The organism is Muricoprocola aceti (assembly GCF_025567005.1).
In the GTDB taxonomy this organism is placed as follows: domain Bacteria; phylum Bacillota; class Clostridia; order Lachnospirales; family Lachnospiraceae; genus Marvinbryantia; species Marvinbryantia aceti.
This window is the reverse complement of record NZ_JAOQKE010000025.1, coordinates 15,820-39,063: the sequence shown is the minus strand read 5'-3', so window position 1 is coordinate 39,063 and position 23,244 is coordinate 15,820. Positions and strand designations below refer to the sequence as shown.

Annotated in this window: 25 protein-coding genes; all 25 read right to left on the bottom strand. The window is 41.7% G+C overall.

What is annotated here, in order from left to right; all coding sequences use genetic code 11:
• A partial coding sequence (locus OCV47_RS14180) for a MobA/MobL family protein (protein WP_262655709.1) occupies positions 1-271 on the bottom strand: 271 nt, incomplete at its 3' end.
• On the bottom strand, positions 271-636 hold the full coding sequence (locus OCV47_RS14175; protein ID WP_262655708.1) for a DUF3847 domain-containing protein: 366 nt from the start codon (positions 634-636) through the stop codon (positions 271-273). The genes OCV47_RS14175 and OCV47_RS14180, both read right to left, overlap by 1 nt.
• A gap of 242 nt (positions 637-878) precedes the next feature.
• Positions 879-1,106 (bottom strand): helix-turn-helix domain-containing protein, encoded by a 228-nt coding sequence (locus tag OCV47_RS14170; protein ID WP_262655707.1) that lies wholly within the window; start codon positions 1,104-1,106, stop codon positions 879-881.
• Positions 1,107-1,135: 29 nt separating this feature from the next.
• Positions 1,136-1,546 carry a single-stranded DNA-binding protein gene (locus OCV47_RS14165; protein WP_015526710.1) on the bottom strand — a complete coding sequence of 137 codons (411 nt, stop codon included), beginning with the start codon at positions 1,544-1,546 and terminating at the stop codon, positions 1,136-1,138.
• Positions 1,547-2,233: 687 nt separating this feature from the next.
• On the bottom strand, positions 2,234-2,476 hold the full coding sequence (locus OCV47_RS14160) for a hypothetical protein (protein WP_044961316.1): 243 nt from the start codon (positions 2,474-2,476) through the stop codon (positions 2,234-2,236).
• 71 nt (positions 2,477-2,547) lie between these two features.
• Entirely contained in the window at positions 2,548-2,688 is a 141-nt protein-coding gene (locus OCV47_RS14155; RefSeq protein ID WP_015526712.1) for a hypothetical protein, read from the bottom strand.
• A 198-nt stretch (positions 2,689-2,886) separates the two neighbouring features.
• On the bottom strand, positions 2,887-3,270 hold the full coding sequence (locus OCV47_RS14150) for a hypothetical protein (protein WP_180211098.1): 384 nt from the start codon (positions 3,268-3,270) through the stop codon (positions 2,887-2,889).
• Positions 3,271-3,561: 291 nt separating this feature from the next.
• Positions 3,562-6,375 carry a DNA methyltransferase gene (locus OCV47_RS14145; protein WP_262655705.1) on the bottom strand — a complete coding sequence of 938 codons (2,814 nt, stop codon included), beginning with the start codon at positions 6,373-6,375 and terminating at the stop codon, positions 3,562-3,564.
• Positions 6,376-6,630: 255 nt separating this feature from the next.
• The gene (locus OCV47_RS14140; protein ID WP_015526714.1) at positions 6,631-7,239 is read right to left on the bottom strand and encodes a recombinase family protein; all 609 of its coding nucleotides are present in this window, start codon (positions 7,237-7,239) and stop codon (positions 6,631-6,633) included.
• A 109-nt stretch (positions 7,240-7,348) separates the two neighbouring features.
• Entirely contained in the window at positions 7,349-7,648 is a 300-nt protein-coding gene (locus OCV47_RS14135) for a hypothetical protein (RefSeq protein WP_021651153.1), read from the bottom strand.
• A gap of 45 nt (positions 7,649-7,693) precedes the next feature.
• Positions 7,694-8,077: a TnpV protein gene (locus OCV47_RS14130; protein ID WP_015526717.1), complete on the bottom strand. Its 384-nt coding sequence runs from the start codon at positions 8,075-8,077 to the stop codon at positions 7,694-7,696.
• A gap of 13 nt (positions 8,078-8,090) precedes the next feature.
• A complete protein-coding gene (locus OCV47_RS14125) occupies positions 8,091-8,318 on the bottom strand; it encodes a DUF6462 family protein (RefSeq protein WP_015526718.1) in 228 nt (75 codons plus the stop codon).
• A complete protein-coding gene (locus tag OCV47_RS14120; RefSeq protein WP_262655703.1) occupies positions 8,308-8,577 on the bottom strand; it encodes a DUF6462 family protein in 270 nt (89 codons plus the stop codon). The genes OCV47_RS14125 and OCV47_RS14120 overlap by 11 nt, the downstream gene beginning before the upstream one ends.
• A gap of 245 nt (positions 8,578-8,822) precedes the next feature.
• The gene (lysS, locus tag OCV47_RS14115) at positions 8,823-10,889 is read right to left on the bottom strand and encodes a lysine--tRNA ligase (RefSeq protein WP_262655702.1); all 2,067 of its coding nucleotides are present in this window, start codon (positions 10,887-10,889) and stop codon (positions 8,823-8,825) included.
• Positions 10,890-10,957: 68 nt separating this feature from the next.
• On the bottom strand, positions 10,958-11,440 hold the full coding sequence (gene greA, locus OCV47_RS14110; RefSeq protein WP_262655701.1) for a transcription elongation factor GreA: 483 nt from the start codon (positions 11,438-11,440) through the stop codon (positions 10,958-10,960).
• Between the two features lie 66 nt (positions 11,441-11,506).
• Positions 11,507-12,514 (bottom strand): tRNA dihydrouridine synthase DusB, encoded by a 1,008-nt coding sequence (gene dusB / locus OCV47_RS14105; RefSeq protein ID WP_262655700.1) that lies wholly within the window; start codon positions 12,512-12,514, stop codon positions 11,507-11,509.
• 2 nt (positions 12,515-12,516) lie between these two features.
• Complete coding sequence (locus tag OCV47_RS14100; protein WP_256297136.1) at positions 12,517-12,876, bottom strand: DUF6145 family protein; 360 nt, start codon at positions 12,874-12,876, stop codon at positions 12,517-12,519.
• Between the two features lie 28 nt (positions 12,877-12,904).
• Positions 12,905-13,885, bottom strand: a complete 981-nt coding sequence (locus OCV47_RS14095) for a biotin--[acetyl-CoA-carboxylase] ligase (RefSeq protein WP_262655698.1) — start codon at positions 13,883-13,885, stop codon at positions 12,905-12,907.
• A 4-nt stretch (positions 13,886-13,889) separates the two neighbouring features.
• Positions 13,890-14,882: an ornithine carbamoyltransferase gene (gene argF, locus OCV47_RS14090; protein WP_117449510.1), complete on the bottom strand. Its 993-nt coding sequence runs from the start codon at positions 14,880-14,882 to the stop codon at positions 13,890-13,892.
• Between the two features lie 29 nt (positions 14,883-14,911).
• Complete coding sequence (locus tag OCV47_RS14085) at positions 14,912-15,829, bottom strand: SPFH domain-containing protein (RefSeq protein WP_256297142.1); 918 nt, start codon at positions 15,827-15,829, stop codon at positions 14,912-14,914.
• A 1-nt stretch (position 15,830) separates the two neighbouring features.
• Entirely contained in the window at positions 15,831-16,280 is a 450-nt protein-coding gene (locus OCV47_RS14080; RefSeq protein WP_262655696.1) for an NfeD family protein, read from the bottom strand.
• Between the two features lie 141 nt (positions 16,281-16,421).
• Positions 16,422-17,678, bottom strand: coding sequence for a cell wall hydrolase (locus tag OCV47_RS14075; protein WP_256297146.1), 1,257 nt, complete (start codon positions 17,676-17,678; stop codon positions 16,422-16,424).
• A gap of 177 nt (positions 17,679-17,855) precedes the next feature.
• The gene (locus OCV47_RS14070; protein ID WP_262655695.1) at positions 17,856-18,629 is read right to left on the bottom strand and encodes a TrmH family RNA methyltransferase; all 774 of its coding nucleotides are present in this window, start codon (positions 18,627-18,629) and stop codon (positions 17,856-17,858) included.
• Between the two features lie 3 nt (positions 18,630-18,632).
• Positions 18,633-19,607, bottom strand: coding sequence for a 6-phosphofructokinase (pfkA, locus tag OCV47_RS14065; RefSeq protein ID WP_117449513.1), 975 nt, complete (start codon positions 19,605-19,607; stop codon positions 18,633-18,635).
• Positions 19,608-19,680: 73 nt separating this feature from the next.
• A complete protein-coding gene (locus tag OCV47_RS14060; RefSeq protein ID WP_262655693.1) occupies positions 19,681-23,133 on the bottom strand; it encodes a DNA polymerase III subunit alpha in 3,453 nt (1,150 codons plus the stop codon).
• Positions 23,134-23,244: the final 111 nt, after the last annotated feature.

Sequence of the window (23,244 nt, the reverse complement as noted above, 5' to 3'; positions counted from 1 at the left end):
CAACCAATAATGTCCTTCCGAAAGAAGGGAATTCCGCTTCTGAAAACAGGGAATTTTCCTTCTGATTTTTAGGAATTCTTGTTGACAAAACACACACATAATCCGGTTTGAGGATTTCTGTAAACATCACACCGGATTTCCTCGTGTAATCATGGACTTGTCCATAATAATCGTTATACAATTTTTGCCCGGAAATATACGCAGCCGAATTCACCACTGTCTGCCCTTTTCCTCTGGATACCTGCTTTACAGAAAAATGATAAAGTGCCATCAGCTATCATCTCCCTTCGTGGTTTTCTTTACTTCTTCAGCAATCTGCTGTCGTTCCTTTCTTCCTGCCTCCAGATATCTATCCCGGACTGTATCTCTGTTGTATTTAAGAACTTTCATTTCATTCATTACTTTCTGGAAATCCTCCTGCTCAAGATCTTTGGATATAGGAAACGCTTTTTCAAACTCAGCACCTTTAACCACCAATCGGTGTGATCGTTCTTTCCTCTCGATCAGCTTTTTTCTCTGTTCCAGAATATTCTTATTGTGCATTGCCTGTTCAAGTTCCTTTTTACTTTTTTCCATGTTGGCTTTCAATTCTTCCAGTGACATGGATTCATATTTGGGGTTCTTCTCTCTGGTCATTGTCTGTCTCTCCTTATTTTCACAAACAAAAAGAACCAGCTTTCTCTCATAAATGCTGATTCCCTGATATAAATGAGATAGGCACCTGTGCCGCAAGGGGAGCTATCCCCTTGTCCGAAATCTATGATTTCGCTACATTCCCGGATTAAGATTTCTCAAATCCGGGAACAGCACCGCAGGTCGCACGATACAGGCAGATGTAATTGCCTGTATAGAAGTGCGCTCTTAGCTTGCTAAGAGAATTATGCCGTATCCGGCGTGCTATTTTCATCATCCGTAAATTCCATCATCTCATCAATGGTACAGTCCATTTTTTTACAGATCTTCTCAACTGTCTCCATGGACACATACTTGTTTTTTCCCATCCGGGCAAGAATATTTCCGCTGATTCCGGCGAGGTATTGCATCTCTACTCGCTTCATATTTTTATTAATGAGCATTTTCCATAATCTGTTATAACTCACACCCATAATCCACACCTCCAACCACTTATTCCAGATTAGTCAAATGGTATCTCACCTTCTGCTGCTTCCATAAATCCGTCCTTATCTGTTTTCGGTGTACCAGTTGAGTTTTCACCACCGCTGTTGTCCTTGTTCTGAGCAAATTCATGCTCTTCCACAATTACATCCGTGGTATAAATCATCTTTCCATCCTTGTCCTTATAATTACCAGTACTGATACGACCACCGATCACAATCCGCATTCCTTTATGAAGATATTTCTGTGCAAACTCTGCACTCTTTCCAAATGTTACACAGGAAATAAAATCTGCTTCCTGTTCCCCATCACGTTTATATCTTCTGTTTACTGCCAGCATGTATCTTGCTACTGCCATATCATTATCTTTCCCGGCATATTTAATTTCCGGATTTTTTGTCAATCTTCCCATTAAAATAACCTTATTCATAGTCATTATCATCCTTTCCAGGCATTTCGCCCTGTGAATATTATTATCAGTTACTTTTTCGCCAGCGGTTTCCGTGCGTTTCCCTGTCACCTGCAGCCATCTCAGACTGCCTCTGCCTGCATATACAGGTCACTGACCATAAGGCTCCGGTCAGCCGCCCATCATCGGGAGTGTCATTATGATCTCGCTTACTTTCAGAAAAGAAAGGTCATGGCAAGACTCCTGGTAGACTTCCAGGGTGCACTTATCAGTTGTCAAGGTTCAACAAAGGAACATTTTCAAAACGTCCTCTAATTACTAAAGTCAAATGACCTGGCACGATGCAAAAAATTCGTGATATTTTTTTGCGTTTTTATTACCTTACCTTTTGTTTTCGTTAGTTCCTTCATATACTCTGTACTGAGGCGTATAAAAACGGACATGATTTTGAAAAATAATTGTTCCTCTACCTATAAAGCTTTAAAAACGGTATTTACCAACCCTCTTTTGCAAGTTTGTTATACATAAATGAAATATTTCTTCACTAATTACCTGTTACATAGAACGTGAGGGCAGATATTTTCTTAGAAAAATCATTTTTCCACTAATCACACGTGGCAGAGGATATAATGTCAGATGATTTTGAAAAAAAGCAAAAAAAATAGGCACTAACCATTTACGGTTAATGCCCTTTGGGATAATCATTATTTATCTGTTTTTATCTGATTGCGAAAGTACACTTGCAGCTAAACTCTTTGTTGTTCCAGAATACTTATTACTGTTCATTACCATAGATGCCTTTGTTTCCATAGCTTTACCAGTAATTTTTCCGGTGTTTCTCTGTGACAATACACTTGCAGCTAATGACTTCTGAATTTGAGAACTATTATTCGATCTCATAATTTTTGAAGCCTGTGTTGATAATTTCTGTCCACTTGATTTTTTATTCATGTTTTGTCTCTCTTTCTTTTTAAGAGAGAATGTGATCATCAAACATTCTCGAACATATTGTTACTTATAATTTATTTATCGTTCTTTTCTTTGGCTTCTTTACGTGGAAAGCAAAATACCTTTTTGCCAACCTGCTTAGCATATAAACGATTTCCATTTCTTAATGTAATATATGCTGTAAAAACCATGTCAGTCTGGTCACATTTTACCATGCAATCTGCCTCCTTTCCAAAAGATTTTTCTCAGACGAATCCGAAAAAGTATGGAAATTGGCAGAAACAAATACTAAAATATATTTGAAAGATATGGTTTTAGTAGATGATTTTTTGTCTCTGCTATTTCCGCCAGAGTTCGTTTGAGGCCCTAATCTCAAATGAACTCTTTTTTTGGAATCAGAAAAGTTGCAAGCCTTATACCATAGTGACTGCTTCATTCAAATCAAACAGCATTAAATTCATTTCTGGAACTAATACGCCATTTACTCGATACGACAACTGACTCAAATCCCAATCACAAATTCTTGCAATCGTGTTAATCAAATCTTTTGCATTCCATCGAACCGACAAAACACCATTTGATTTTTCCTTATAAAACTGTACTGACTTATCATCATGTTCATCACATGCTTGAACCGCAATCTGTTTATCAGATTCGTTTATCAGAAGCTTTACATATGTTGGGTATTTCATCTTCATGATTACAGATTTGTTGAATGTAATACCATTACTTGTAATCGAAATATATGGTACACCCTCGCTAAAGTCAAACGTCTTAAAATTTGATAAATCAATCACTCTGCTCGCCTCCTTTCTGTTTTCTATATGATTATAACATATTCATCCATTCTGTTCAATCCTATTTATTTTCTTGTTTTCTTTTCGTCTTTTATTTGTTTTTTATTCATCTTTTGTTCTTCTATTATTTTATTATTTATTCACTTGTCATTTTGTACATTTGTATTAAAACTCATGCGAATACTTTTTATTTAAAAGAATTTAACTGAAAACAGATACAATTTTTATAGTAGTCAAAACAAAAGGCACTAACCATTTGCGGGTAATGCCTTTTCGGTTAATCATTATTTTCTATTTTTCTTCTGTCAGCTTCTGATACATTTTCATCAATTCTGCCACACAATCGGCTTCCGACATTTTAGTGCTGAATCCATAAGCCTCCATCACAGCTCTGTTGTTTGCGTTATGTGCTTTAAGTAATTCCGGCGGCATAGTCAACGGGTCATAAAGATCTGCAAGACTGCTATTTGGATAAAGTGCTCTGGCATTTAAGATTGCCTGTGCAGTTTTCTTTATCTTTTCTTTTTGTTCATCCGTAGGTGACGGCCATGGGAAATTATTGTAAACAATCGTATTAGAATAACTATAATCACTCTTTAATCTGCCACATACAACTCTTGTCCATGCCATATGAACATTCGACATCAATATACCAAACTCATAGCTTGTTGCAGATGGCATTGTAAAAAGTTTATCACCCGGAATAATTTCACCATCCAGATAATCCATTGGAATATATCTTCTGTTTTGTGATGACACCTTCGGTATCGCTATATACGGAGAATCATATTCAAGTATTGATGCAAATAATCCTGGAGTATCTGCAGCTTTTCTTGTATTATTTCTCGTGCTTGCCATTCTAAATTCACGAACTTTATCAATTCTTTCTCTGACAAGCGGACACCGTTTCAATAATGATGGATCTGCCCCAACCAGCCATATACAATATCTTGGTTTTCTATCAATAAAATCTTTCCCCATCATATAATGTCTGATGAAAGATATTGCCTGTGGCTCTTTAGATATCAATTCTTCTTTTTCTTCTTCCGTAAGTATCAAATATCCGCCATCTATTGCCTGTCCTCCTAATGAAATAGGTGGAACATCTGATAAAGGTTTCATTCTTTTTTCAATTGAAATATTATCTGCATCCAGCAGATAACCATTAATATTTTTTGCTACTATTATATCGTCCTTGGAATATATCTTCTTCTGATACTCTGCACCATTTTTTCTACTAAATCCTATAATGACACAATGTACATGTGCTTTGATTGAAGCCTCACTATCCCATATAAATGTTCTATATGCATAATCAATTTGTATTCCATCTTCAAACAGTGGTTTCCACAAAATGGAAACGCTCTCTCCCTGAGTAATTGAATTAGTCGATACAAGAGCTGCTCTGATATTTATATTTTCCTTCATGTAATCAGATGCCTTTTTATACCAGCAACTTACATAATCGAGATTACCTACACTTTTCCATCCAGCAAATATATCAGCAACATCTTCTTTTTGTTTTTCTCCCATCCACCTTGCACCAACGAAAGGTGGATTCCCCATTATATAAGATAATGACTTAGCCAAAACAACGCTGTTCCAATCTATCTTCAGTGCATTACCTTCTGCAATATTTACATACGTCTTCAACGGAAGGAAATCATCATTGAACCCATATACAATATTTTTTGTTTCCTCCATCATCTGTGATTCTGCAATCCACAAAGCTGTCTTTGCTACTGTCACGGCAAAGTCATTGATCTCAATTCCATAAAATTGTTGAATGGATACTCTGATTGGATTATGAACATCTCCCAACGTCATCTGACCACCAACTTTTTCACGAATGACTTCATTTTCTAACCGTCGAAGTGATAAATATGTTTCCGTCAGAAAATTTCCCGAACCACAAGCCGGATCTAAAAATGTCAGTAAAGCCAGTTTATTCTGAAATTCATCCAGACGTTTTACTTTTGTCCTCTGCACCTGTATTTTCAAAATCTCATGAAATTCCGTCTGCAATTTATCGAGAAACAACGGATCAATCACTTTATGTATATTGGAAATACTTGTATAGTGCATTCCACCGGATCTTCTCGTTTCTGGATTTAACGTTGACTCAAACACTGCCCCAAAAATTGTAGGGGATATATCACTCCAGTCAAAATCTTCAGAAGCTTTGGTCAAAAGTAATTCTTTGATTTCTTCTGTCAACGGCGGAATCTCAATAGTTTCATCTGAAAACAACCCACCATTCACATACGGAAACTGTGCTAAATCTTCTTCTAAATATTCGTCTCTCTCAGAGACAGGTGTATCCAAGACTTTAAACAGTTCCAGTAATGCACGCCTACAGTCTTTCACTTCATATGCTTTCAGATAATCATGGAAAATATTCCGTTTTCCAAAAATCCCAGCATCCTCGGCATAAAGACAGAACACAATTCGAACACATAAAGCATTCAGACTTTTCAGTTTATGCTCTCTTTTCTCTTTTTGTTCAATGGTTTCCTCTTTCGCTTTTACTTCTGGAATCTTATACTGTGTAAGGAATGCTTCATAAAGCAGTCCAACAATATCTCCTGCTTTAATCGATACTTCCATCTCGTGAGAGATTTTCTGCACATCTTCCTTTATTAAAATATCAAGCAACGGATACTTACTCGGTATTTCATCCAATGATATTTTTACTGCCTCCGGTACTCTGGCATTCATATCATAAATCCATATATCAGAGAAATTGCTGGTAATGATCCAACGTGCCTTTTCATCATATGGGAGATTATCATTATATCGTTTTGCTTGATCATACGGCGTCAGTTCTATTGAACCAGAATTCATAATCTTATGGTCCAGTGCTTTACCAAGACTCTTTTGTTCAATCAATACATGCGTTTCTGGAATATACACATCAATTCTTTTTGTATTTCCATCTACCACAACTTTTTTCTCAAATTCCACACGATCTGTCACATTCTCCATTCCAAGAACGTTTGACAGAAAATCAATCCAATATGATCTTCCATCCTCATCTTCTCTTCCTCTCCCCTTCCATTTATTTGCAAATTGGCGGGCAGCTTCCCTCTGTTCTACATCGGTCATCGTTTTTTTCCTCCTGCGTATCCGTAAGCTCTCATATTCATAATCTATTAACTCAGACAGGTAAAGTACCGATACTTATCATGTATCTGTATATCATCATTTATCTGCAAAAATGTGTACTTTCCTGTAAAATGCTCATTTTTTCTCTACTACTCCATAATATCATAAAACAGCCTATCTTCCAACGATAGAAGTTCGTTGACGATACCTCCAAAGCACTTGTCAAAAAGTACACTTTCATGTAAAACACCCACCTTACAATAATTTGGCTTTTTCGTAAATTTCTGCACGATACCGAAAAGTTGATAAGGGCATATTACATTCTTTCGCAGCAGACGTTCCAGTTATTTTCCCGTTTTTCCACCGCTGATACACATCGTGAAAATTATCTGGCAATCTGCTTGGTGGTCTACCGAACCGCACACCTCTGGCTTTTGCCGCTGCAATACCTTCTGCCTGCCTTTGCCGAATATTTGTTCTTTCGTTTTCTGCTACAAATGACAGTACCTGCAATACAATATCTGACAGAAACGTTCCCATCAAATCTTTTCCCCGGCGAGTGTCAAGTAAAGGCATATCAAGAACCACAATATCAATTCCTTTATCTTTTGTGAGAATTCTCCACTGTTCCAGTATTTCCGCATAGTTACGTCCTAAGCGATCAATACTTTTTATATAAAGAAGATCATCTTTCCGGACACGTCGAATCATTTTTCTGTATTGTGGGCGCTTGAAGTCTTTTCCAGACTGTTTATCAATAAAAATATTCTTTTCTGGGATAGCCAACTCCTTCAATGCAATCAATTGCCGATCTTCGTTCTGATCCCGACTACTGACACGTATATATCCAAATATATTTCCCATCCTTGTTTCCTCCTGCATAGTCTCTGATAGGTGAAAAGCTGTCTTCCCCAAAAGAAAGACAGCTCCCCATGTCTTCTCTGAACTTTTTCACTCTAAACTACTCTCTTATTCAGGACAATGCTTTAAGGATCTGTTTCATGCACTTTTTCAACTTCATCCCATCTTTTAATCCCAGTCGATAAAAGAATTCCTCTGTATCTGCTCCACTGTTGAATATAGCATCACAATATTTCGTAATCGCTTCTTCCTGCTCCGGCGAAAGTGAAACTATTACTTTTTCATATTCTTCCTCGACTTTATCTGGTTCTGTATCTGTTTGCTGTTTTAATTTCCAGTCCGTATATGCCTTTCCCATGTGTTCTGTTATTGCCAGATTTAAAAATTCTTCAATTTCTTTTGTCATTTTCATAGATTCCCACCTGCTCTTTCTCAATCCTGTATCTCATTTGCCCTCCTATACATACACCAATTCGTTCAATACAATTTCCTGTGCACGATTCCTGATATTATTTGCCCTGCGAACCCATTCCATAGGATTCTGTGCTTTCAAGTCCTCTGTTACGCCCTCAGCACTTCTCATCTGTGCTTCAATCAGCTCAAAGCGTTCCTGTGCCTGTTCATTCACATCTGCCAGATGACTGTCCAGCCTGGCGGTCAGAAGAAGACAGCTATACATTCCTGATTTATGTTCTTTCAGATATTCCTTTCGTAGCATCCCCCAGCAGCCAATCGGTCTGGTTTCTTCCGGTAAGGATAACACTGGCAGATAATAATCTCCTACCAGTACATAATCCAATCCATTATTATCATCATGTATCTTTTTTCTTAATTCGCTCATGTGCTTGCCTCCCTCAGATTTTCCTTTGCTCACGTAAATATGCTTCAAATATACTTCTTCGAATCAAAACTTTCTTTCCAATCTTATAGACTGCTCCAGCTTCATGTGCCATGCGAATAACAGGTTTCATTCCCAACCGGTAATACTCACACGCCATATTGTAGGTCACATAGTCATGGCTCATAAATTCCAGATCTTCATCGTCAATCTCATCTGAAAACATCCATACATTACCGCTCATCTGTCTTCTTCTCCTTATCTTTTCCTGTTGCCGGTTCATGGAAACGTTCCAGGTAATCATCAAAAATATCACGACGAATCAGTACCGTTCCATCAATTCTGTAAAAAGCTCCTGCATCACTGGCAAGCTCTAAGAGTTTCTTATGAGAGATACTGTAAATAATCTCTGCCTGTTGATATCGCAGATACTGTCGGCGTAATTTTCTTAAATGTTCCGGAACTTCCTTCATACTTGTAATCGGTTTGTACTTTTCATTCATAATGCTTTCCTCCAAAATTAGATTTACTGTTTTACAGAAGTTGACTGCCGGAATATAACTTTTCCACGAAAAAAAGCACCTCTTAGATCAACTCTAAGAAGTGCTCTTGCTTCATTGCCAAACCCGTGTCTTTCCACCTGAAATTCGTCATGCTTCATAACGATTCATTATTATCCCAAATTTTGTTGTCAAATTGTTGTCAAATGCGGTCTGACATCATGGTTTTAGACATTTTATATTTAATTTTAGTACAGCTTTGCACCAGCCGGAATGTGGTCATCAACCATCAGAAGATGAAGCTTTTCTTCGCCTTCTTCTTCATGAATAGCACTGAGGAGCATACCGCAAGAGTCAATGCCCATCATCGCTCTCGGTGGAAGATTTGTGATAGCAATAAGAGTCTTTCCAACCAGTTCTTCCGGCTCATAAAAGCTATGAATACCGCTTAAAATGGTTCTGTCTGTGCCTGTTCCGTCATCAAGAGTAAACTGTAAAAGCTTCTTCGACTTCTTAACAGCCTCGCAAGCCTTAACCTTTACTGCACGGAAATCTGACTTGCTGAATGTATCAAAGTCTACCATTTCCTCAAACAAAGGCTCAATCTTTACCTTAGAAAAATCAATCTTTTCAGACTCAGTTTTTACATTTTTTTCAGGTGCTTCAGAAGCTGTATTATTTACATCATTTTTCTTATTTACATCACCGAGTGACTTCATGGTCGGGAACAGGAGCACATCACGGATCGCTGCGCTATCTGTCAGCAGCATAACAAGACGGTCAATACCGTATCCGATACCTCCTGTTGGTGGCATACCGATCTCCAGTGCATTCAGGAAATCTTCATCTGTATGCTGTGCTTCTTCATCTCCAGCTTCTGCATTCTTATCCTGCTGTGCGAAACGTTCTCTCTGATCAATCGGGTCATTCAGCTCGGAATATGCATTACACATTTCCCATGTATTGATAAACAGCTCAAAACGTTCTACTTTTTCAGGATCGTTTGGTTTCTTTTTAGTAAGTGGGGAGATCGCCAGTGGATGATCCATAATAAAGGTTGGCTGGATCAGGTTCTCTTCACAATATTCCTCAAAGAACAGGTTGATAATATCACCCTTGGTATGACGTTCTTCAAATTCAATACCACGATCCCTTGCCAGAGCTTTTGCTTCTTCATCCGTCTTGACCTCATCAAAGTCTACACCAGCGTATTTCTTAATGGCATCGTTCATAGTCAGACGTGCAAATGGCTTGCCAAAGTCGATCTCGATTCCATTGTAAGTGAACTTGCTGCTGCCCAGTACAGTCTCAGCCAGATAGCGGAACATGGACTCTGTCAGTTCCATCATGCCTTCATAATCTGTATATGCCTGGTATAATTCCATCAGAGTAAATTCTGGATTATGACGTGTATCCACACCTTCATTACGATATACACGACCGATTTCGAAGACTCTTTCCATACCGCCTACGATCAGTCTCTTCAGATAAAGCTCCAGAGAAATACGAAGCTTCACATCTTCATTTAACGCATTATAATGAGTCTCAAATGGTCTTGCTGCTGCACCACCGGCATTGCTTACCAGAGTAGGTGTCTCTACTTCGATAAAGTTTCTTCCATCCAGGAACTTACGGATCTCTTTGATGATCTGTGAACGCTTCAGGAAAACTTCTTTGGATTCCGGGCTCATGATCAGATCTACATATCTCTGACGGTAACGCATATCTGTATTGGTCAGGCCATGGAACTTTTCTGGAAGGATCTGAAGTGACTTTGACAAAAGCACCATCTCGGTTGCATGAACAGAGATCTCACCTGTCTTGGTTCTGAACGCATATCCCTTTACACCATAGATATCGCCGATATCAGACTTTTTGAATTCTGCGTACGCTTCTTCTCCGATCGCATCTCTGGCAACATATACCTGAATGCTTCCCTTTAAGTCCTGAATATTACAGAAAGAAGCCTTCCCCATGACACGTTTAAACATCATACGTCCGGCAATAGATACCTGAATCGGCTGAGCATCCATGATAGCTCTTCTTTCATTATAGTCGTCATTCAGTACCTGTCTGGCCTGTGCTTCATCCATTCCTTCTACGGAAGGTGTCTTTCTGCCTGCAAGAATCTTAGCTTCGTGAGCATAGTAAAGATCCTTCACCTCTGCTGAATGGTGTGTCTGATCATATTTTGTAATCTGGAATGGATCTTTCCCCATTGCCTGAAGTTCTGCAAGCTTGTCTCGGCGAACCTGTCTGAGCTTGTTCACATCTACTTCCTGATTGTTTCCCTGGTTCTTATTTCCCTGTGCCAATTCTCATTCCTCCTGTATTATTTCAAAACCACAATAGTCTTTTTCTCAATTCTGTTCCTGTACTTTTCTTACAGAGATCTTTCAATACCCAATACTTTGTATTTTATAATACCCATCTGGGTCTCCACTTCGATCTCCTGTCCTACAGATGCTCCGATCAGTGCTTTCCCAACCGGTGATTCATTGGAGATCTTGCCCTGCAGACTGTTTGCTTCTGTGGAACCTACGATCTTATATTCGATCTCTTCTTCAAACTCTTCATCGTATAACTTTACTGTACATCCTACATTAATCTTGTCAGAATCTACATCGTCTTCTACTACTACTTCTGCATTCTTCAGGATTTTCTCGATCTCTTCGATTCTTGCTTCGATATCACGCTGTTCATCTTTTGCAGCGTCGTACTCTGCATTCTCGGAAAGGTCTCCCTGTTCTCTTGCTTCTTTAATCTTCTGTGACACTTCTTTACGTCTGTTCAGTTTCAGATCTTCCATCTCGTCTTCCAGTGCCTTTAACCCTGTATAGGTTAATAAATTCTTCTTTGCTTCCATGATACTTCGCACCTTTCAAAATCTAATATTTTTATGCCTTGCGGCCTATAATTTATGCAAGTTTACCTAATCAGTCATAATATTATAATATTCCCGACTGTTTCTGTCAAGTTTTTCCGGTATACTCTCCAGCACTTCTTCCAGCTGTCCAATGGTCTCGATCTCATTCACCCTTCTTCGTATCGCTGCACTGTGTGGATAGCCCGCTGTATACCAGGCCACATGCTTGCGCATCTCCCGAATACCGGTATATTCACCTTTGTATTGTAGCTGCAGTCTGGCATGGCGCAAAATCATCGCTTTTAATTCTGCCACATCCGGACGCTCCGGTATATTCCCTGTTTTATCATATTCCACAAGCTGTCGGAATATCCATGGATTTCCTCTGCTTGCCCTGCCAATCATAACGCCGTCACATCCGGTCTCTTCCATCATCTTATGGGCTGATATAGGATCCGTCACATCTCCGTTACCGATTACCGGCACGCTGACGGCTTCTTTCACCTGACGGATAATTTCCCAGTCTGCCTTTCCGGCATAATACTGTTCCCTCGTTCTTCCATGTACCGCTATTGCCGCAGCACCGGCGTCTTCCAGATATTTTGCCATCTCTACCGCATTGCTATGCGCTTCATCAAACCCTTTTCGGATCTTAACTGTCAACGGCTTTTGAATTGCCTTCGCAGTCTTTCTCACAATCTCGGCTGCCAGCTTTGGGTTCTTCATCAAGGCCGAGCCTTCCCCGTTATTGACCACTTTCGGTACCGGACATCCCATATTCAGATCCAGAATATCAAACGGTCGTTCTTCAATCTGGGCCGCCATTTTCGCAATCAGATCCGGCTCACTGCCAAACAGCTGCATGGATACCGGCCGTTCTTTTTCCTCAATCTCCATCAGTTTTTCTGTATTTTTATTATGAAAAGAAATTGCTTTCGCACTGACCATCTCCATACAGATCAGCCCTGCTCCCATTTCTTTGCACAGCAAACGAAAAGGCAGGTCTGTTACACCTGCCATCGGAGCCAAGATATATGGATTTTCCAGTCTCACATTTCCGATCTTTAATTCCATCTTTACTCCTCTTCCATTGCCAGCGCAGAGGCATCCATTCCCAAAATCACCACTTTGTAATACAGTTCCAGAGACTCCAGAAGCTCTGCTTTACTTCTCTGCAGCTCCCGTATCTTCAGTACACTGCCAATTTCATCATAGCTGAAGTCGTTCTCCTGCGCTTCTGTATGAAAGCAGAGTTCTCCATCTTCGTCAAACTCCAGTGTCAGCACACCGCCTACATCATTGGTATATAGCACACACATGATCTTCAGTTCATCTTTGATCGCATCCGGCAATGCCTGAAATTCTTCGTTTAAATAATATTTTTCGGTATAGGCACTTGCTCCGCAGAGCACGGTCTTTTCCTTTTTCTGATTCATTTTATATCCTCATTTACTTCTATTTCAATTATACATAATTGTAGATACCACGCACAGATACTTCTCCGGCGTAGACCTTTACCATGCTTCCATCTTCTTTTTCCACCAGAAGCTGTCCCAGTTCATCAATACCACGGGCAATTCCGGTATATTCATTTCCAGGTTCCAGGACACGCACCTGCTGGTTTTGATTTACCAGAAGCTCTTGATAATCCCCGCGCAGCAGGGTCATATCTCCATATTCCATAAATCGGTCATAGAAATCTTCAAAAGCTTCCATATGGGCACAGATAATCGCCGCACGATCCACCTTTTCCCCCTTTTCCAGTATCAGAGAAGTGGCTATATCCTGGATTTCTTCTGGGAATTCAGTTACATTAGCATTAATCCCAGTACCAATAACGATGTAATGGATTGCTCCCAGTTCCATACTCATCTCTGTCAACGTTCCGGAAATCTTTTTTCCACGTATCACTACGTCATTTGGCCACTTAATCTTCACATCCAGGCCAGTGACTTCTTTCACACTCTTCGCTACTGCCATACCTGCCACCAAAGTCATCATAGATGCCTTTTCCGGAGCCAGCTGCGGCCGAACCAGAATACTCATGGCTATGGCGGAACCATGAGGGGTCACCCAGGCCCGTCCTCTTCTTCCTTTTCCGCCAGACTGATAATCAGCTACTGCCAGCGTACCATGGGGTGCACCTTCTTCTGCCATCTTCTTGATATAATCATTCGTAGAATCTACACTGTCCAGACAGATCAGATTCTTTCCAGCCCACCTGGTATGCATCCGGCTCTCCAACTCCGTTTTGGAAATACTGTCCGGATATCCACAAAGGCGGTACCCTTTATTCTGTACCGCCTCGATCTGATACCCTTCATTTTTCAACTGATTGATACCTTTCCAGACCGCAGTTCTGCTGACGCCAAAGCGTTCACACAGTTCCTGTCCGGAGATATACCCTTCTGACTGACGAAGGGCACTGAGAATCTCACTTTTCATACTTTTACTGTTCTCCTAATGTGGCTGCCATCACTGCCTTGATGGTATGCATTCTGTTCTCTGCTTCCTCAAATACCTTAGACTGCGCAGATTCAAATACCTCATCTGTCACTTCCATCTCAGTCAGATTATATTTTTCTCCCATCTGTTTGCCGATCTTTGTCTTCAAGTCATGGAACGCTGGCAGACAATGCAGGAAGATTGCCTTCTCTCCAGCATTTTTCATTACTTCCTTTGTCACTTTATACGGAGAAAGATCTTTGATACGCTTTTCCCATACTTCATCCGGTTCTCCCATGGATACCCACACATCGGTGTAGATTACATCTGCATCTTTGGTTCCTTCTTTCACATCTTCCGTCAGTGTGATCGTGGCTCCGGACTCTTTTGCATATCCTTTGCATGTCTCTACCAGTTCTTCATTCGGGAAATATTCTTTAGTGGTGCAGGCTACAAAATGCAGTCCCAGCTTTGCGCAGACGACCATCAGAGAATTGCCCATATTGTATCTGGCATCTCCCATATAAACCAGCTTTCTGCCCTTCAGGTCTCCAAAATGTTCCCGGATGGTCAGCATATCTGCCAGCATCTGGGTTGGATGATATTCATTCGTCAGTCCGTTCCATACCGGCACACCTGCATATTCTGCCAGTTCCTCCACAATTTCCTGACCATATCCACGATATTCAATACCTTCAAACATTCTGCCAAGTACACGAGCCGTATCAGCAATGCTCTCTTTCTTTCCTATCTGTGATCCTGTTGGATCAAGATATGTGCATCCCATTCCCAGATCATGTGCAGCTACTTCAAAGGCACAACGAGTACGGGTACTGGTTTTTTCAAAAATCAGAGCAATGTTTTTTCCCTTGTAATGATCTACCGGAATGCCTTTTTTCTTTTTCTCCTTTAAGTCTGCTGCCAGATCCAGCATATAGGTAATCTCATCTGGTGTAAAATCCTTCAGTGTTAAAAAATTACGTCCTTTTAAATCCATCTTCTTAAACCTTCTGTCTTTTATTTTTCTTACGCTTCTTTGGCCACTTCCACTGCTGCCTTGATACTTCCTGCCAGATTCTGCATCTCAGACGGAATAATAATCTTGGTAGCCTGACCATCTGCGATCTTTGCCATCGCTTCAAAGCTCTTCAGTGTCAGTACTCTTTCATCTGCGCCGGCTTCCTTCAGGAAACGGATACCATCTGCATTGGCCTGCTGTACCTTCAGAATGGCTGCTGCCTCACCTTCTGCCTCGCGGATCATTTTTTCTTTCTCTGCTTCCGCCTTCAGAATTGCAGATTCCTTGGCTGCCTGTGCATCCAGAATCATGGCTTCCTTCTTACCTTCTGCTACCAGAATTGCGGATTTCTTCTCACCTTCTGCCACCAGAATGGTCTCACGTCTTTCACGTTCTGCCTTCATCTGCTTCTCCATGGCCTCCTGAATGGCTGCCGGAGGAATGATATTCTTCAGTTCCACACGGTTCACCTTGATGCCCCATGGATCTGTGGCTACATCCAGAGATGCTCTCATCTTGGTATTGATGGTTTCTCTGGAAGTCAGTGTCTCATCCAGTTCCAGATCTCCAATGATATTTCTTAATGTAGTTGCCGTCAGATTCTCAATGGCCATAATTGGATTTTCCACACCGTAAGTATATAACTTCGGATCGGTAATCTGAAAGAATACAACGGTATCGATCTGCATGGTAACGTTATCCTTGGTAATTACCGGCTGTGGCGGGAAATCGACTACCTGCTCTTTTAAAATCACTTTCTTTGCTACACGGTCCAGAATCGGAACCTTGAAATGCAGTCCCACATTCCAGGTTGCGCGGTAACCGCCAAGCCGCTCTACTACCATTGCTTGTGCCTGTGGCACAATCCGAATGTTTCTTGCCAGTAATAATAAAATAATAATAAGAATGATAACTGCAATGCCCATATCAGTTGTTCTCCTTTTCCTTTACAATTAATTTTACACCTTCAATTGCACAAATCTCAACAATCTTATCCTTTTCAATCCTCTTATCCTGATCCTGGGAGCGTGCTGTCCACTCCATTCCTCTGACCTGAACTTTTCCAGTGCTTTTCAGATTATCGATTTCTTCCAGAACCACACCTTCCATTCCAATCAGCTCATCCACATTGGTAGAAACATGTCCCTTATTCACATATTTTACCGCAAATGGCCTTGTAAAAAACAGCAATAAAAAGGAAACTGCAACAAATGCCATCATCTGTGGCCAAAAACTGAGTCCACATACATTAGCGATCAGTCCGGCCAGAGCACCTCCTGCGAACCAGATCGTCGTCAGCCCCATAGTCAGCAGTTCAATTACCAGCAACAGGATAAAGAGTATCATCCAATACACCGGTAACATTACAAAATCCATTCATATCCCCCTTTCTTTTTGCATATCTTATGTTCAAGAATGCTTCTGCATACTTTCGAACAGTATAACACACAAGGAAAAAAAATACCATACCTGACACTCACGTATCTGGTATGGTACTCTTACTTTTTATTTTCCTGATTAGTAGAACTGATGCGCTCCGATCTTGGTTCCTTTTCCGGATCCTGTATTGAAATAAAGTGCTCCGCCTACCGTTCCTTCTCCATTCATGGCTGCCAGTGCCGCATCGTAGCAATCACTTGGTGCGCTTCCGACCACACCTGCCAGCTGTCCGCTGTACGCTGGTGTGAACTGACCACTTTCATAAATAACATCATGGATACTGTTTGCAAAAGAAGAACTTGCCACACGGTTCATAACTACCTGCCCTACGGCAATCTTTCCTTCCATAGACTGGTTACCTGCCTCACAATAGATCAGGGCTGCCAGAAGATCCAGATCACTGCTGCTTACACTGGATGCAGCACTCTCCGTGCTTTCAGTCTCAGGTGCAGTATACTCTGTCTCAGGTGCCGTGTATTCGGTCTCTGGTACGGTATACTCGGTCTCCGGCACCGTGTACTCGGTCGCCGGTGTACTATATTCGCTCTCCGCAGTGTAGTAGTCGCTTCCATCGCCATAATATTCAGTCTCTGGTACGGTGTACTCTGTCTCAGCAGTATAGTCTGTGTAATCTGTATAGTATTCTGTCTCCGGTGTATAGTAAGTATCTGATGTGGTATCCTCAGCATAATACTCTGTCTCAGGAACATATTCCTCTGTCACATTATATCCAGAATCATCTGTGCTCTCTGCCGGCGCTGTGTATGTACTCTGGTCTGCGCTTTCATCTACTGCAACTGCACCGTCCACTACCATAGTCGTCTGAACATCTTCTGCTGCTACATAGGCCTTTTCTCCATTATCCAGCTGAATCTCTACCCAGTTGTCTGTGCTTCCCAGCACTTCATATCCTTCGCCTTCGTTCATGCTTCCAATAATGGAAGACGTGTCTTCATGATCTGAGAAAATCTTTACATCATCCCAGGATGCTACTGCACCCTGTACACCATATACGGACTTCAACTCGTCTGCTTTTTCGTCAAATGCCAGATATTCGGTCTTCACATATCCGGTTTTGTTTCCTACTTCTACTTTGGTCCAGTCAGAATCCATGCTCTTGACAATGACGCCGCCCGCACTTGGTACATATCCGATCACAGCACTGCTATCGTCTGCGCTTTCACGAATCAGTAATTCGCTGCTGACGTTGGCCACTGCCACGTTCTTTCCACCACATCTGTTGCTGTCAGCCGCCATAACCGCTGTGGTTGACATCATTGAAAGTGTCAGGACTGAGACAGTACTACAAATTGCTGCTTTTGTTCTGTTTTTCATTACATAACCTCCGTATGTGCCGATATTCTTCTCATTTTTTACATTTTCTGGCACATATTATTACAAAATTGTTAAGAAATTTTACAGTCATATTGTACGATAGTTAACTTTTTTTGTCAACCCCTAAAAAATGCCGTAAAAAAGCCCTTTTACCATTTTCCTGGCAAAGGGCTTTTTCTATCCACGTTGTCTTTTTACTTCATACATCAGAATCGCTGCTGCTACTGCTGCATTCAGTGACTCTACCTGTCCTTCCATCGGAATACGGATATAGGTATCTGCCTGCTCTGCTAAATGGTCAGTCAGCCCATTTCCTTCATTTCCGATCAGAAATGCACACCCTTTTGTATAGTCTTCCTGATAGTAGTTCTGCCGTCCCTTCAGATGGGCTGCATAGACCGCTACCTGCCGCTCTTTTACTTTACGCAGTACTTCATCCAGATCCTTTTCATAGGAAAACGGCATACGGTACAATGATCCCATCGTTGATCTTACCGTCTTAGGATTATAAATATCCACCGTATCTGCACTCATAATGATGCCATCCACACCGGCGCCTTCCGCTGTTCGAAAAATGGTTCCCAGATTGCCTGGATCTTGCAGATTCTCCAGAATCATCAGATGAGGGTGCTCTTTTTTCAGCATCTCATCTAATGTATATTCCTTCTGACGTACCACACAGAGCACTCCCTGAGGTGTCTGGGTATCGGATACTGTCGTAAATACCTTATCCGTCATCACTTCATAAGGAATATCCTTCAGAACAGCTCTGTTTTCTTCTTTTTCCAGAAAGCCTTCTGATACATACGTGCGCACCAGCCGTTCTGTCGACACTTCCCGAAACATGCGTACTCCTTCTACTACAAAAAGGCCTTCTTCCCGGCGTGTTCTGGATTTTTTCATTAACTGAATCAGGTTCTTCACCTGCTTGTTCGCTGTACTTTCTATCATACCTTATACCGACAGTGCCTTTGCTACTTCCCACATATATTCTGGCAGATCCTTTTGCATTGCCAGTGCCTCATCAATGTCAAAATCCGTAAAATCTCCATGACGGTATCCGACCACTCGATTTGTCTTTCCTGCACACAACAGATCTGCTGCATAAGCTCCCATCATGGATGCATAGACACGATCCTTACAGGTAGGACTTCCTCCTCGCTGCATGTGTCCCAGAATGGTCGCTCTTGTCTCCACTCCGGTCGCTGCCTGAATACGACGAGCCATAGAGGTGGAATGTCCAATGCCTTCTGCATTGATAATAATATGATGCTTCTTTCCACGCTTTCTGCTACGGATAATATTGTTGATCAGTTCCTGTTCATCATAATTGTAACGCTCCGGAACCAGAATATCTTCTGCTCCATTTGCAATACCACAATACAAGGCAATATAGCCTGCATGTCGTCCCATTACTTCAATAATGCTGCAACGCTCATGAGAGGTGGAAGTATCCCTTACTTTATCGATAGCCTCCATGGCTGTGTTAATCGCAGTGTCAAATCCAATGGTATATTCGGTGCATGCAATATCCAGGTCAATGGTTCCAGGTACTCCAATAGTATTTACCCCCAATGCGGCCAGCTTCTGTGCGCCCGCAAAAGAACCATCTCCACCGATCACCACAAGTCCATCGATGCCGTGCTTCTTGCAGATCTCAGCTCCCAGTTTCTGTCCCTCTTCTGTACGGAACTCTGCGCATCTGGCAGTACCCAGGATGGTTCCTCCACGGGCGATGGTATCCGATACATCTCTGGCAGACATATCCCGTATCTCTTCGTTTAATAAACCACTATAACCACGGTAGATACCTTTTACCTTCTTGCCGTTGTAAATGGCTTTTCTGACTACTGCACGGATAGCTGCATTCATACCGGAAGCATCCCCGCCGCTGGTCAGTACGCCAATTGTCTTAATCTCTTTTTCCATGGTATCTCCTCCTCAAAAGGCTTTGCAGATTTGCTATATTTTTTCTATAGTGTAATGCATTTCATTTGCATTTTCAAATAGTTTTTACATTTTCCATTCCGAATTTCTCTGCCAGTTTCTGGATCAGTTCTTCGTCTCCGTTCACTGTCCAGTTCTCAGACAGACGTTTTACTGCTTTTGGCTCTCTGACATAGATCACCACTCTGTCTTTTCCGTCCGATTCTCTGAGAATATTATACAATTCCCGCTCCATGGACTGGTAGGCTTCCATATTTTGAAACTGAATCCAGATTTCTTTGTGAATTTCCTTAAAATTCTGTATTTTTTCACAGATCAGCTTACTCGGCTTGTCCTCTTCAACTGACACTCTTCCACTGATAAACACTTTTTCGTCTTCCACCAGCTGATGTTTATTTTTTTCATAGTCCCTTGGGAAGACTACCACTTCTACTGTACCCAGAAGGTCTTCCAGTGTCAGAAATGCCATGGTCTGATTGGTTCTGGTATACTTGATGGTCTTCTCTGTGATCATTCCACCTACTGTAGCCTTACTTCCGTCTGTCACCCTGGAATGTCCGGTTTCTTCATCTAATGCAAAATCTGAAGTCACATTCGTGATATGTTTCTTCCAGATTCCTTCGTACTTTTCCAGTGGATGCCCACTTACGTAAAAGCCCAACACTTCTTTTTCATAGGCCAGAAGCTGTTCTTTTTCGTACTCCTCTACTTTCGGCAGGCTGATCTCATACTCTTTCTTTTCTTCTTCCCCCACAAAATCAAACAGGGACATCTGACCGGTCATGGAATTCTTCTTTTCCTGATTGACAGAATCCATCAGCTGTGCATAAATCAGCATAAACTGATGCCGGTTACCTCCCAGGCTGTCAAACGCTCCAGATTTTATAAAGTTCTCTACGGTACGCTTATTGATCTCTTTTCCAGAAAGACGTTCCATAAAATTCTTCAGTGAAGTATACATTCCATTTCGCTTACGTTCCTCTACAATAGCAGCAATCACCGGTTTTCCCACACTTTTGATCGCTGACAGCCCATAACGGATATGATTGCCATCTACCGTAAATCCACTTTCTCCCAGATTGATATCCGGTGGAAGAATCTCTATTCCCATCTGACGGCAGGTCATATGATATTCTGCTACCTTTGAAGAATTATCAATTACAGATGTCATCAGTGCTGCCATAAATTCCACCGGATAATAGTATTTCAGATAAGCGGTCTGATAAGAAACCACTGCATAAGCTGCTGCATGTGACTTATTAAAAGCATATTTGGCAAAATCAATCATATCATCATAGATCTTGTTTGCCACTTTCTCAGGAATTCTATTCTTGATACATCCTGGTACGCCTTCTTCTTCATTGCCATATACAAAATTCTGGCGCTCCTTTTCCATGACCGCAGCTTTCTTCTTCGACATGGCACGGCGGAGCAGGTCACTTCGTCCCAGCGTGTAACCACCCAGATCCCGCACAATCTGCATAACCTGTTCCTGGTATACGATACAGCCATAGGTAGCCTCCAGAATCGGCTTCAGCTGCGGACAGTCATAGGTAATACTTTCTGCGTTATTTTTTCCTTTGATATACTGTGGAATAAAGTCCATTGGTCCCGGCCGGTACAATGCAATACCGGCTATGATATCCTCCAGGCTCTCCGGCTTCAGCTCCTTCATAAAGTTTTTCATCCCGGCACTTTCCAGCTGGAACACGCCATCTGTCTTTCCGGTGCTTAAAGAAGCCAGTACCTTCGGATCGTTATAATCTATGCGATCCATATCCAGTATCGTTCCTGTATTCTGCTCTACAAACTTCACTGCATTCTGGATTACAGTCAGAGTACGCAGGCCCAGGAAATCCATCTTCAATAGTCCCAGTTCCTCCAGTGTTGTCATCGTAAACTGGGTAATCGGAGATCCATCCGATCCAAGAGCCAGCGGTACGTATTCATCTGCTGCTTTCTGGCAGATGACCACACCTGCTGCATGCATGGAAGTATGCCGTGGCAGCCCCTCCAGTCGTCTGGACATATCGATCAGCCTGCGCATCTGACTGTCTTCTTCATACAGCTTCTTCAGATCCGGATTCATCTTCAATGCTTTATCTATGGTGATATTCAGTTCCTGTGGAATCATCTTGGCCACATTGTCTACAATCGCATAAGGAATATCCATCACGCGCCCCACATCACGGATGACACCTCTGGCGGCCAGAGTTCCGAACGTAACAATCTGTACGACTTTTTCCTTACCATATTTGCGCACTACATAATCGATGACTTCCTGCCTTCTCTCGAAGCAAAAGTCTACGTCAATATCCGGCATGGACACTCGTTCCGGATTCAGAAAACGTTCAAACAGCAGATTGTATTTGATCGGATCCAGCTTCGTAATCCCCAGCGTATAAGACACCAGACTGCCGGCTGCCGAGCCACGTCCAGGTCCCACCATAATATCATGCTGCCTTGCATAATGGATAAAATCCCAGACAATCAGGAAATAATCCACATATCCCATCCTCTGAATGATTCCCAGTTCATAATTCAGCCGTTCCTTTAGCTCTTCTGCCTGCTTTTCCTCATAACGCTCTGCCAGTCCGTCAAAACACAGCTTATTCAGATATTCCCATGAGGAATAGCCTTCCGGTACATCAAACTTTGGCAGCTTGGTCACACCAAATTCAATCTCTACATGACAACGATCTGCTATCTTCTGCGTATTTTCCAACGCCTGCAAGGCATACGGGAACAGCTGCGCCATCTCTTCCGGCGATTTTACATAGTACTGTCCACCTTCATAACGCATACGTTCTTCGTCATCCAGCTTCTTTCCAGTCTGAATACACAGCAAGATATCATGGGAATCTGCGTCCTCTGCATAGGTGTAATGTACATCATTGGTGACTACCAGCTCGATTCCTGTTTCTTTGCTCATACGCAGAAGCTGCTGATTTACCATTTTCTGTTCTGGTATGCCATGGTCCTGCAATTCCAGAAAATAATTTCCTTTTCCAAAAATCTGCTCATGCTCCAGTGCCGCTTTTTTTGCCTCTTCATACAGCCCCCGTGTCAGATACTTCTGTACCTCACCGGCCAGGCAGGCACTCAAGGCAATAATTCCCTCATGATATTCTTCCAGTACCGAACGATCCACACGAGGCTTATAATAATACCCTTCTGTATACCCCCTGGATACAATCTTCATCAGATTACTGTATCCCTTATTATTTTCTGCCAGAAGCACCAGATGGTAATAACGGTCATCTCCACTGGACTTTTCTCTGTCAAACCTGGAGCCAGGTGCCACATAAACCTCACAGCCCAGAATCGGATTGATCCCTTCTGCTCTGGCTGCACGATAAAAATCAATCACACCAAACATCACACCATGATCAGTGATCGCTGCACTGTTCATGCCCAGTTCTTTTACGCGGCTCACGTATTCTTTAATCTTATTCGAACCATCCAACAGACTGTACTCTGTATGGACATGCAAATGTGTAAAATTCAAATCCAAACCTCATTTCGTAAACTAAAATATGAAAAAAGACCGATGTAAAATGTCTTTTTTAAGTATAACATTTTACACCGGTCTTTGATAGTATTTTCTAACAGTAAATTT